An 11,522-nucleotide genomic window follows, 5' to 3' on the forward strand; every position below is an offset into this window, starting at 1 on the left:
CGGCCGCCGGTATGGCGACACGCCCGCCGTCAACTATTCCAGGCACTTCCTGATCCGTCGACGCCCCGGGTGCCCTGCTCAGGCTGTCCTCAGGTTGGGTGGGCCGCGATCAGGATTCGATGATGCGCACCAGGTGCGGTGACATACCGGCCATCCGGACCGGGCTGACGGTCACCCGGCCGGCACTGCCGGAGGCTTCGAGCATCTTGCCGCCGCCCAGGTAGATCGTCACATGCTGGCTGCCGCCGGGCCCGTAGAAGATCAGGTCGCCGCGCTTGGCCTGCGACGGTGCGATGGGCCGGCCGAAGTTGTACTGGTCGCCGGAGTACTTGGGGATCTGTACCCCGACCCCGGCGAACGCGTACCGGGTGAATCCCGAGCAGTCGAAACCCATCTTGCCGGCGTCGTAGTCGACACCCGGGCCGGGACCGGTCAGGGTGCCACCACCCCAGGAGTACGGCACGCCCATCTGGGAGCCACCGCGGCGGATGACGTATTCGATGGCGGCGGGGCCGCGCACCCGGCCGCCCGGCAGGGCCGCCGCGGATTTGGGTGCCAGCCCGATCGTCTGGAGGAACTGCTGGCCCAGATTGGAGGTGGTCTCCAACGCGATCTTGCTGACCTGGAAGCCGGCGTTGGCCATGGCCACCGGGTCACCGGGGGCGCCGGAACTGACGATCTTGGGCAGGGTGGGATCCCATCCGCCGTCGTCGGGCGCGGCCGTCGCAGACGCCCCGGAGAGCACGCTGCCGACCGCCAGCGCCGTCCCGGCGAGTACCGAGGCGACGGCCAGCTTGAGTCGAATTGCTTTGGAGCGCTTGAAGATCACAGAGATCCCTAGATCAGTATTCGATGTAGCGGATGACGTACGGGGTCATACCGCCGGTTCGCACCGGCGAGACCTTGACGGTGGAGCCGGTGTAGGGGGCCTCGAGCATCTGCCCGTTGCCGAGGTAGAGGGTGACGTGCTGGCTGCCACCGGGACCGTAGAAGATGACATCGCCGCGCCGCATCTCCGCCGACGGGATCTTGCGGCCCATGTCGTACTGCGAACCCGAGTAGTGCGGCAGCTTGATGCCCACGCCGGCGAAGGCGTAGAGGATCAGGCCGGAGCAGTCGAATCCGGTGGTGCCGGCCCCGGAGTCGATACCGCGGCTCGGCCCGGCGGCGGTCCCGCCACCCCACGAGTAGGGCACGCCCATCTGGGACATGGCCCGTTTGATCACGTATTCGGAGGCCTGCCGGCCGTACACCCGCGGGATGGCGCCGTTGTTGGTGTAGCCGCTGGGCGTCGGGATCAGGCCCAGCTTCTGCAGGAACGTGCGGCCCATGTTCGCGGTCATCTGGGCCGAGGAGTTCATGATGCCGAGGACCGCGTTGATGATCTGGATCGGATCACCACTGACGAACGCGCTGGGGATCATCGGCAGCGTGGTGTCCCACTGGCTGCTATCCGCGACGGCGGGGGTCTTGCCCGGTGCCCGGTCCCAGTCCGGCGAGGAACCGGCCGACGGCGCCGGCGGGCCCGAGGCGACGGCGGACGGCACGGCGGATACCGCCTGGGGTCGTGCCGCAGCCAGCTTCGCTTGCGCCGCAGCGCGTTCGGCGGTCAGCTTGTCCAGTTCCTGCTGCTGGGTGCCGAAGGTCTGCTTGGCCTGGGTCAGGCTCGCGACCGCGGCGTCCTGGCTGGATTGCGCGTCGGCCGCGGCCTTGTCGGCGGCCTCCTTCGCCAACCTGGCGGCCGACTCGCGGTTGATCTGCTCGGTGCGGGCCCGCTGCAGATCCGCCATCACCTGCTCGGAGCTGACGGCCAGCGCCTGGCCGGCCGCGGCGGTGCGCAGCGCCTCCGCCGGGTCGGCGGCGGTCAGGTAGGACGCGGATGGCCCGTTCACGTAGGTCGCCGCGGCGAATGTGTCGAACCGCTTCTGGGCGTCGGCGATTCGCGCGTCGGCGTCGGTGACACCGCGGCGGGTCTCGTCGAGCTTCTGCTGGGCGAGGGTGACGTTGTCCCGCGCGTTCGCGACGTCGACGAGGGCCTTGTTGACGCTCTCCTGTTGGGTCTGCACGGCCGCACCGAGATCCTGCAACTTCTGGTCGGCGTCGGCGACCGCGGCAACCAGCGCGGCGGTCCCTTCCGGGCTGCTCGGCTCGGCGCCGGCGATGGCCCCGTGGGGCATCGTCCCGGCCAGCAGCACGCCCAGGGTAAGGGGAATGGCGCACGCTCGCCCGCACAGTCGGGAGGCGCCAGGGGTGCGTCTCATTGGACTCAAGTCTCCTAGGGCTCGACGCGAACGTCACGGCACATCACGCAGTGCGTGCACTCGCTTCTGCGGTCACCTCAGTAGTCACATTTGCCACTTGGACCACAGTTGCAACAGCAGCACTGTTTGCACCGTACGTCACAGCTCACGCTAAAGAAACTTTAGTAACAAATTACATGAATGTAATTGAATGCGCCGTGACCGAACGGTGATATTCGAATTCACCGAGGTCAAAGGCGCCATTACTGCGAGGTACCGGCGACCTTCTCGTCAGCAACGCCGCGACGGCTGCGAACCTGCAGGACACGAACGCCAACCGCCGCCACAGCTACTCCCAGCACCAGCGCGACGGTAAACGGTGTCCAGGGAAAGTCCGGTGTCGACAACTGCGTCACGAAATTCTTTGAAGATTGGACAGCATCCCCGGTTTTCGCCAGATCCTGACCGGCTTCCAAGGTGACCCGGTCATAAACAGGACTGTAGGTACCGGCGAACCCCGGACTGATCGCGAGCACCGTCGATCCCGGGTAGGCCTTACCCACCTGGGTGGCGATATCGCGCAGCGGCGTATCGATCGGCGGACTGGTCGGCAGCACCACCAGCTTGAGGTCGATGCCCTGCGCCTTGGCGTCGGCCACCACCTGTGCCAGTGCCGCGGGATCCGCCGACGCGGGTGCGCTCACCCCGTCCTCGCGCACATCGGTCAGCACCTGCGTCATGCACTGGTCGACCGGGGTCGCCAAGCCGAGACCGACGGTGGAACAGACGTCGGGCGGGATGTAGGCAGGCACGAGCGGTGATGTCACGTGCCAGACGGTACGCGAAATTCACCCAACCGACTGGCAGCACGCGCGCGAGAAGACAAGACTGGGAGGGCCCCTGGGTCGATTACCAGGACAAGCGTACTGTTAGGATTATCGGCGCCGTCGACACAGCCCGTCGCGGCGAGACTAGCCGGGAGTTGATGTGAGTAACGAAAATACGGCCAATTCGTCGGCCAATTCATCTTTGAACTCTTTCGGGGCCCGCGACACCCTCACCGTGGGCGACAACAGTTACGAGATCTACCGCCTGGACGCGGTACCCGGGACCGAGAAACTTCCCTACAGCCTCAAGGTGCTTGCCGAGAACCTGCTGCGCACCGAAGACGGCGCCAACATCACCAAGGAACACATCGAGGCCATCGCGAACTGGGATCCGTCGGCCGAGCCCAGCATCGAGATCCAGTTCACCCCCGCCCGCGTGCTGATGCAGGACTTCACCGGGGTGCCCTGCATCGTCGACCTGGCCACCATGCGTGAGGCCGTCGCGACCCTCGGTGGCGACCCGAACAAGGTCAACCCACTCTCCCCCGCCGAGATGGTCATCGACCATTCCGTCATCCTCGACGTCTTCGGCAACGCCGGCGCCTTCGAGCGCAACGTCGAACTCGAATACGAACGCAACGGCGAGCGCTACCAGTTCCTGCGCTGGGGCCAGGGCGCGTTCGACGACTTCAAGGTCGTCCCCCCGGGCACCGGCATCGTGCACCAGGTCAACATCGAGTACCTCGCCCGCGTGACCATGGTTCGCGACGGGGTGGCCTACCCCGACACCTGTGTGGGCACCGACAGCCACACCACGATGGAGAACGGCCTGGGCGTGCTGGGCTGGGGCGTCGGCGGCATCGAGGCCGAGGCGGCCATGCTGGGCCAGCCCGTGTCGATGCTCATCCCGCGCGTCGTCGGTTTCAAGCTGACCGGTGAGATCAAGCCCGGCGTGACCGCCACCGACGTGGTGCTGACCGCCACCGACATGCTGCGCAAGCACGGCGTGGTCGGCAAGTTCGTCGAGTTCTACGGCAAGGGTGTGGCCGAGGTGCCACTGGCCAACCGCGCCACCCTGGGCAATATGAGCCCCGAATTCGGTTCCACCGCAGCGATTTTCCCGATCGACGAAGAGACGATCAACTACCTGCGCCTGACCGGGCGCACCGAGGAGCAGCTGGCCCTGGTGGAGGCCTACGCCAAGACACAGGGCATGTGGCACGACCCCGATCACGAGCCCGCCTTCTCCGAGTACATCGAGTTGGACCTGTCGACCGTGGTGCCGTCCATCTCGGGCCCCAAGCGCCCGCAGGACCGTATCGAACTGACCGACGCCAAGAACGCCTTCCGCAAGGACATCCACAACTACGTCGAGGAGAACCACCCGACTCCGGAGACCAAGCTGGACGAGGCGGTCGAGGAGTCCTTCCCGGCCAGCGATTCCGTATCGCTGTCCTTCGCCGACGACGGGGCGGTCGACGCGCGCCCGTCGGCGGCCAACGGCGCCTCGGGCCGCCCGTCCAAGCCGGTCACGGTGCGCTCCGAGGAGCGCGGCGAGTTCGTGCTCGATCACGGCGCGGTCGTGGTCGCGGGCATCACCTCCTGCACCAACACCTCCAACCCGTCGGTCATGCTCGGTGCCGCCCTGCTGGCCAAGAAGGCCGTCGAGAAGGGCCTGACCTCCAAGCCGTGGGTCAAGACCAACATGGCGCCGGGCTCGCAGGTCGTCACCGACTACTACAACAAGGCCGGCCTGTGGCCGTACCTGGAGAAGCTGGGCTACTACCTGGGCGGCTACGGCTGCACCACGTGTATCGGCAACACCGGGCCGCTGCCCGACGAGATCTCCAAGGCCATCAACGACAACGACCTGTCGGTGACGGCGGTGCTCTCGGGCAACCGCAACTTCGAGGGCCGCATCTCCCCCGACGTGAAGATGAACTACCTGGCCTCACCGCCGCTGGTGATCGCCTACGGCATCGCGGGCACCATGGACTTCGACTTCGAGACCGATCCGCTGGGCCAGGACCACGACGGCAACGACGTCTTCTTGAAGGACATCTGGCCGACGGCCGCCGAGATCCAGGAGACCATCGCCAGCTCGATCAACCGGGATATGTTCACCGACTCCTACGCCGACGTGTTCAAGGGCGACGAGCGCTGGCGCGCACTGCCGACGCCGGAGGGCAGCACCTTCGAGTGGGTCGACAGCTCCACCTACGTGCGCAAGGCGCCGTACTTCGATGGCATGCCCGCCGAGCCGGTGCCGGTGAAGGACATCACCGGTGCGAGAGTTCTTGCCCTGCTGGGTGATTCGGTGACCACCGACCACATCAGCCCGGCCGGCGCGATCAAGCCGGGCACCCCGGCCGCGCAGTACCTGGACGCGCACGGTGTGGACCGCAAGGACTACAACTCGCTGGGGAGCCGCCGCGGCAACCACGAGGTGATGATCCGCGGCACCTTCGCCAACATCCGGCTCAAGAACCAGCTGCTCGATGACGTCTCCGGTGGCTACACCCGCGACTTCACCCAGCCAGGCGGTCCGCAGGCGTTCATCTACGACGCCTCGGTGAACTACCAGGCGGCCGGCATCCCGCTGGTGGTGCTGGGCGGCAAGGAGTACGGATCGGGTTCCTCGCGGGACTGGGCGGCCAAGGGCACCACGCTGCTGGGTGTGCGCGCGGTGATCACCGAGTCCTTCGAGCGCATCCACCGGTCGAACCTGATCGGCATGGGCGTCATCCCGCTGCAGTTCCCGGCGGGTGAGTCGGCGGCGAGCCTGAAGCTGGACGGCACCGAGACCTTCGACATCACGGGTATCACCGCGCTCAACGAGGGCAAGACCCCGAAGACCGTCAAGGTCACGGCCACCAAGGAAAACGGGGAGACGGTCGAATTCGACGCGGTGGTCCGGATCGACACCCCCGGTGAGGCCGACTACTACCGCAACGGCGGCATCCTGCAGTACGTGCTGCGCAACATGCTCAAGTCGAACTAGGTAGCGGCGCACACCATGCCGCGGGTCACCGACGACCATCTGACGGCACGCCGGCGCCAGATACTCGACGGTGCCCGCAGGTGCTTCGCGGAATACGGGTACGAGAAGGCGACCGTGCGGCGGCTCGAACACACCATCGGGCTGTCGCGCGGCGCCATCTTCCACCACTTCCGCGACAAGGACACCCTGTTCTTCGAGCTGGCCCGGGAGGACGCCGAGCGGATGGCCGAGGTGGCCTCCCGCGAGGGTCTCATCCAGGTGATGCGTGAGTTGATCGCCGCGCCGGAGCAGTTCGATTGGCTGGCCACCCGGTTGGAGATCGCCCGTAAGTTGCGCAACGACCCGGCTTTCCATGCCGGCTGGGCGGAACGGTCGGCGGAGTTGTCCGCCGCGACCTCGGAGCGGTTGCGGCAGCAGAAGAAGGCGGGTCGGCTGCGCGACGACGTGCCGGGTTCGGTGCTGCAGAACTACCTGGATCTGGTGCTCGACGGGCTGGTGGCCCGGCTGGCATCCGGCGACACCACCGAAAACCTCAGCGCGGTACTGGACCTCGTCGAGGAGTCGGTGCGCCAGCGCGGCTGATCCGGTCAGCCCATGGCACGCCGGTGGTTCGGCCCGCCACGACTGCGCATGGTGGTGCCGGACTCCCGCAACATGCTGTGTACGGACCCGTACGAGCGGCCGGTGATCGCCACCAGTGAGCGGATACTCGCACCCCGCTCGTAGGCGGTGCGCAGGTCGTCGAGTACCTGGTCTCGGGACTTACTGCTTTCGTTCATCAGATGTCTCCCCACTTAAGCGAATGCATCCCGCGGGTACACAGCCTAGGAACCGGTGAAACCTGATGTATGAATTTCGGGCAAAGTGCCGCGATATCAGGCGAGTTCGGAGCCGAAGCGAACTCAGGCGAGTTCGATGAGATCCCGGTATTCGGTGGACCAGAAGTCCTCGGTGCCGTCGGGCAGCAGCACCACCCGCTGGGGGTCCAGCGCCTCGGCGGCACCCGGGTCGTGCGTCACCAGCACCACCGCACCCTGGTAGCTGCGCAGTGCGTCGAGCACCTGCTCGCGGGAGGCGGGATCGAGGTTGTTGGTGGGCTCGTCGAGCAGCAGCACATTGGCGGTGGAGGCGACCAGCCCGGCCAGTGCCAGCCGGGTCTTCTCGCCACCGGACAGCGTGCCCGCCGGTTGTTCGAGCTGCGGCCCGGTGAACATGAAGGCGCCCAACAGACCTCGCAGGTCCTGGTCCCCGGTGTCCGGGGCGGCATGCCGGATGTTCTCCCAGACCGTCGCCTCGTTGTCCAGGGTGTCGTGCTCCTGGGCGAAGTAGCCGATCTTGAGACCGTGTCCCGGTTCCAGGGCGCCGGCGTCGGCGGACTCGGTGCCCGCCAGCAAACGCAACAGCGTCGTCTTCCCGGCACCGTTGAGGCCCAGAACCACGACGCGGGAACCACGATCGATGGCCAGGTCGACACCGGTAAAGATCTCCAGCGAACCGTAGGTCTTGGTCAGCCCCTTGGCTACCAGCGGTGTCTTACCGCACGGTGCGGGGGTGGGGAATTTGATGCGGGCCACCTTGTCGGCCACCCGCTCGGCATCGAGCTCGGCGATCATCCGCTCGGCGCGGCGCAACATATTCTGCGCGGCAACGGCTTTGGTGGCCTTGGCGCCCATCTTCGCGGCCTGGACCCGCAAGGCGCCGGCCTTCTTCTCGGCATTGGCACGTTCGCGGCGGCGACGCTGCTCGTCGGTGGAGCGGGCATCGAGGTACTTCTGCCAGCCCATGTTGTAGACATCGGCCTCACCGCGTACGGCGTCCAGGAACCACACCCGGTTCACCACATCGGCGAGCAGGTCCACATCGTGGCTGATCACCACCAGGCCGCCGGTGTGGTTCTGCAGGAAGGTGCGCAACCAGCCGATCGAGTCGGCGTCGAGGTGGTTGGTGGGCTCGTCGAGTAGCAGGGTCATGGACGAATTCGCACCGGTGGCCCCTCCTTCCGAAGCGGCGAACAGGATGCGGGCCAGCTCCACCCGGCGGCGCTGGCCGCCGGACAGGGTGCGCAGCGGCTGGGTCAGCACGCGGTCGGGCAGGCCGAGGCTGGCGCAGATGCGGCCGGCTTCGCTCTCGGCGGCGTATCCGCCGAGCGCGGCGAACCGCTCCTCGAGCTGACCGTAGCGGCGCACGGCCTTGTCCCGGGCGTCGTCGTCGGCCACCTCGGCCATCAACGTCTGCTGCTTCTCCAGATCCGACAGCAGGGTGTCCAGGCCGCGGGCCGAGAGCACCCGGTCGCGGGCCAGCACGTCCAGGTCGCCCTCGCGCGGATCCTGCGGGAGGTAGCCGATCTCACCGGTGGATTCGATCTTGCCCGCGTAGGGCTCACCCTCGCCGGCCAGGATGCGCATGGTGGTGGTCTTGCCCGCACCGTTGCGCCCCACCAGACCGATCCGGTCGCCGGGCTGGATCCGCAGGGCCGCGCCCTCGATGGACAGCAGCGTGCGCGCCCCGGCGCGGACCTCCAGGTCCGTTGCGGTGATCACGCTGCTGCCTCCTCGTACTTGTCTTACTTGTCGTCGGTTCTTACTTGTCGTCGGTGAACACGGCCGGCCGCTTTTCGGCGCGCGCGGTGACCGCTTCCTCGAAGTTGGCGGTGAGCAGGCGCACGAACAACTGGCCCAGCCCTTCGGCCTGCATGTGCCCCTCGAGGCTGCCGGCGTCCAGTCCACTCCACAGCGTTCGCTTGGTCAACTCGGTTCCGGGCCGGGAAAACGCCGCGATGCGCTGGGCGATGCCGTAGCAGTATGCCAGCAACTCGTCCTCGGCCACCACTTGCGAGACCAGGCCGATCCGCTCGGCTTCGGCGGCGTCGACGTCACGCCCGGTGAGCATGATCTCGAAGGCGCGCGACGCACCGATGGCCCGCGGTAACAGATAAGACAGCCCCAGCTCGCTGGCAGTCAGCCCGTTGTTGATCCCGGCGGCCCGGAAGTAGGCCCCGGACGCGGCCACCCGGATATCGCAGGCCAGGGCCAGGCACAGGCCCCCGCCGATCGCGGCGCCGTTGACGGCGGCGATCACCGGCTGGTGCAGCCGCCGCAGCGCCAGGATCACCTCGTCGAGTACCTCCATGGACCGCAGCGCGAACGTCGGCCGGGTCAGGCCCTGCACATGCGGCACCGAGCCGGCCGATTTGTGGTCCGCACCGGAGGAGAAGCCGCGTCCGGCGCCGGTGAGCACCACCACTCGGACATCGTTGTCGTGGCGGAGCTCCTCCAGGACGGCGCGCAACGGCACCATCACGTCGAAGGCCATCGAGTTCATCCGCTCGGGCCGGTTCAGGGTGACCACGGCCACCCCGGGCTGCGGTCGGTCGACGAGGACGAAATCGGTGGGCTCGGTCACACGTGCACGCTAGCGCGTGCCCGGCTCACCCCTGGCGGCTGATCGCCTCGTCGGTGCTACTGCGACGCGATGGCCTCGTCGATGTCGAACTCTTTGATCTTGGTGATCAGCTCGTCGAGTTGGGCCGGGCCCAGCGCACCGGACTGGCGGAACACCTGGTGGCCCTTCTTGAACGCCATCAGCGTCGGGATCGCCTGGATCTCGGCGGCCTGGGCCAGTTCAGGCTCGGCTTCGGTGTCGACCTTGGCGTGCACCACATCGGGATGTTTGTCGGCGGAGGCGCCGTACGTCGGAGCGAAGGCGCGGCACGGACCACACCACGATGCCCAGAAGTCGACGATGACGATCTCGTTCTCGTCGAGGATGCCCTTGAATTCGGCTGCGGTGATGTCTCGTGTACCCACGTTTGTCCTAACGTTTTCCTGAGTCCGGTTGTTCCGTTCTCGACTTCTCACGACCATCTTTGCCGCCTGGTGCGCGGCGTGCTAGTGCAACCGGGCCAGTGCGCTCTCGGCGTCGTATCCGGTGAATTCGCCAAGGGTGTTGTCACGCAACCGGTTCACCCACCCGGGGTCGGCCAGCAGGGCGCGCCCGATGGCGATCACGTCGAACTCGCCGGCGTCGAACAGTTCGCGCAGGCGGTCCACCGGGGCCGGTTCGATGCGGGCCCTGCTCGTCGATCCGGGTTTGAATTCGGTGGCCAGGCCAACCGATCCGACGCCGATCACGGGCAGGCCGGTGAGTTTCTTGGTCCAGCCGGCCAGGGTCGGTGACTCCCCTTCGAACGCCGGAAGGTAGTGGCGGCGGGTGGACGGATGCAGGACATCGACGCCGGCATCGACCAACGGGGCCAGGATCCGCTCCAACTCGGCGGGGCTGTCGGCCAGGCTGGCGCCGTACGCGTTGGCCTTCCACTGCGAGAACCGCAGGATGATCGGGAAGTCCGGACCGACGGCGTCACGCACCGCGGCGATCACCTCGGCCGGGAACCGGGTGCGGTCCGCCCCGTAGGCGTCCGCGCGGATATTCGTCTTGTCCCAGAGGAATTCGTCGAGCAGGTAGCCGTGTGCGCCGTGGAGTTCCACCGCGTCGAAGCCCACCGCACGTGCGCTGCGTGCGGCCGCGGCGTAGGCCTGCCGGATGGCGTCCAGTCCGTCGTCATCCAGCGCGACACCCCTGGCCTGCCCCACGCTGTTGAGACCGGACGGGCTGACCGGGACGACACCGTCGCTGTCATCACGCTCGGCGCCCTGATGCCACAGCTGCGCGGCGATCGCCGCGCCCTGCGCACGCACCGCGCCGGTGACCGCCTGCCAGCCGGCCAGGCTGTCCGCGCCGTCGAGGGTGGGGATGCTCGACGGATAGCCCGCCGTCGGGTGCGGGATGCGCACGCCCTCGGTGATGATCAGCCCCACCCCGCCGGCGGCCCGGCGTGCGTAGTAGTCGGCCACATCGGCGCCGGGGACGCCGCCGGGCGAGGCCCGGCGGGTCATCGGAGCCATGGCGAAACGGTTGCGCAGCGTCAGGTTCTGGATGCGCAGCGGACTGAAGAGGTCGGCCATGCCGTGATCCAACAGCACCGGCGGCCGGCAGATTCCGGGTCCCCGACAAAAGCTGCCGCCGCAACAGCAACCTCTCAGCGGGCGTCCGTACCCTGCGACAGTGGTCGGGGACCGGGTCGGGCACCGAAAGGAAAACATCTGGATGCGTCGTCTCAGTCGATCGGCCGTCTTCGCGGCGGCATTGCTCACGGTGGGCGTGGGCACCGCGGCATCAGCAACGGCAGCCCCGGACCTCAGCGCGATCATCAACTCGACGTGCAGCTACGAACAGGTGATGGCGGCGCTCAACGCCCAGGCGCCCGATGTCGCCAAGGACATCGCGGGCACCCCGGCGACCGGATTCATCCGGCAGCTGGTCGCCGCCTCACCGGCCAAGCGGCGGCAGATGATCGCGTCCGTGCAGGGCATCCCGGAGGTGCAGCAGGAGACGTCGCTGATCCTGCAGATCGCGGGCAGCTGCGCCCGGTATTGATCCGAGGGCGAGGTCGCA

Annotated in this window: 11 protein-coding genes; 3 read left to right on the forward strand and 8 right to left on the reverse strand. The window is 67.5% G+C overall.

Annotated elements, in window-relative coordinates:
• Positions 1 to 109: 109 nt before the first annotated feature.
• The 3 genes from ripB to QN239_RS18940 all read right to left on the reverse strand — a co-directional run bounded on the left by ripB (position 110) and on the right by QN239_RS18940 (position 3,067).
• The gene (gene ripB, locus QN239_RS18930; protein WP_499012655.1) at positions 110 to 829 is read right to left on the reverse strand and encodes an NlpC/P60 family peptidoglycan endopeptidase RipB; all 720 of its coding nucleotides are present in this window, start codon (positions 827 to 829) and stop codon (positions 110 to 112) included.
• A gap of 13 nt (positions 830 to 842) precedes the next feature.
• A complete protein-coding gene (ripA, locus tag QN239_RS18935) occupies positions 843 to 2,261 on the reverse strand; it encodes an NlpC/P60 family peptidoglycan endopeptidase RipA (protein WP_499012657.1) in 1,419 nt (472 codons plus the stop codon).
• A gap of 242 nt (positions 2,262 to 2,503) precedes the next feature.
• Entirely contained in the window at positions 2,504 to 3,067 is a 564-nt protein-coding gene (locus QN239_RS18940; RefSeq protein ID WP_499012659.1) for an Rv1476 family membrane protein, read from the reverse strand.
• A 160-nt stretch (positions 3,068 to 3,227) separates the two neighbouring features.
• Here QN239_RS18940 and QN239_RS18945 point away from each other — a divergent pair, with 160 nt between their 5' ends.
• The gene (locus QN239_RS18945; protein ID WP_499012661.1) at positions 3,228 to 6,068 is read left to right on the forward strand and encodes an aconitate hydratase; all 2,841 of its coding nucleotides are present in this window, start codon (positions 3,228 to 3,230) and stop codon (positions 6,066 to 6,068) included.
• A 15-nt stretch (positions 6,069 to 6,083) separates the two neighbouring features.
• Complete coding sequence (locus QN239_RS18950) at positions 6,084 to 6,650, forward strand: TetR/AcrR family transcriptional regulator (RefSeq protein WP_090357998.1); 567 nt, start codon at positions 6,084 to 6,086, stop codon at positions 6,648 to 6,650.
• A gap of 5 nt (positions 6,651 to 6,655) precedes the next feature.
• Here QN239_RS18950 and QN239_RS18955 read toward each other — a convergent pair whose 3' ends face one another.
• The 5 genes from QN239_RS18955 to QN239_RS18975 all read right to left on the reverse strand — a co-directional run bounded on the left by QN239_RS18955 (position 6,656) and on the right by QN239_RS18975 (position 11,032).
• Positions 6,656 to 6,847 carry a helix-turn-helix domain-containing protein gene (locus QN239_RS18955; protein WP_090358000.1) on the reverse strand — a complete coding sequence of 64 codons (192 nt, stop codon included), beginning with the start codon at positions 6,845 to 6,847 and terminating at the stop codon, positions 6,656 to 6,658.
• A gap of 123 nt (positions 6,848 to 6,970) precedes the next feature.
• Positions 6,971 to 8,608 (reverse strand): ABC-F family ATP-binding cassette domain-containing protein, encoded by a 1,638-nt coding sequence (locus QN239_RS18960; protein WP_499012663.1) that lies wholly within the window; start codon positions 8,606 to 8,608, stop codon positions 6,971 to 6,973.
• A 40-nt stretch (positions 8,609 to 8,648) separates the two neighbouring features.
• Positions 8,649 to 9,470 carry an enoyl-CoA hydratase gene (locus QN239_RS18965; RefSeq protein ID WP_499012665.1) on the reverse strand — a complete coding sequence of 274 codons (822 nt, stop codon included), beginning with the start codon at positions 9,468 to 9,470 and terminating at the stop codon, positions 8,649 to 8,651.
• 56 nt (positions 9,471 to 9,526) lie between these two features.
• Positions 9,527 to 9,874: a thioredoxin gene (trxA, locus tag QN239_RS18970; RefSeq protein ID WP_499012666.1), complete on the reverse strand. Its 348-nt coding sequence runs from the start codon at positions 9,872 to 9,874 to the stop codon at positions 9,527 to 9,529.
• Between the two features lie 81 nt (positions 9,875 to 9,955).
• Positions 9,956 to 11,032 (reverse strand): oxidoreductase, encoded by a 1,077-nt coding sequence (locus tag QN239_RS18975; RefSeq protein WP_499012668.1) that lies wholly within the window; start codon positions 11,030 to 11,032, stop codon positions 9,956 to 9,958.
• Between the two features lie 142 nt (positions 11,033 to 11,174).
• On the opposite strand from QN239_RS18975, the gene QN239_RS18980 reads away from it, so the two are divergent.
• Entirely contained in the window at positions 11,175 to 11,504 is a 330-nt protein-coding gene (locus QN239_RS18980; RefSeq protein ID WP_499012670.1) for a hemophore-related protein, read from the forward strand.
• The last annotated feature ends 18 nt before the right edge of the window (positions 11,505 to 11,522 follow it).

It is taken from the genome of Mycolicibacterium sp. Y3, assembly GCF_051188035.1.
GTDB classification, from domain to species: domain Bacteria; phylum Actinomycetota; class Actinomycetes; order Mycobacteriales; family Mycobacteriaceae; genus Mycobacterium; species Mycobacterium fluoranthenivorans.

Excerpts from the sequence above, each read along its gene's own strand:
- QN239_RS18950 (WP_090357998.1), top strand. The coding sequence starts at position 6,084 with ATGCCGCGGGTCACCGACGACCATCTGACGGCACGCCGGCGCCAGATA.
- QN239_RS18980 (WP_499012670.1), top strand. The coding sequence starts at position 11,175 with ATGCGTCGTCTCAGTCGATCGGCCGTCTTCGCGGCGGCATTGCTCACG.
- ripA (WP_499012657.1), bottom strand. The coding sequence starts at position 2,261 with ATGAGACGCACCCCTGGCGCCTCCCGACTGTGCGGGCGAGCGTGCGCC.
- QN239_RS18975 (WP_499012668.1), bottom strand. The coding sequence starts at position 11,032 with ATGGCCGACCTCTTCAGTCCGCTGCGCATCCAGAACCTGACGCTGCGC.
- QN239_RS18955 (WP_090358000.1), bottom strand. The coding sequence starts at position 6,847 with ATGAACGAAAGCAGTAAGTCCCGAGACCAGGTACTCGACGACCTGCGC.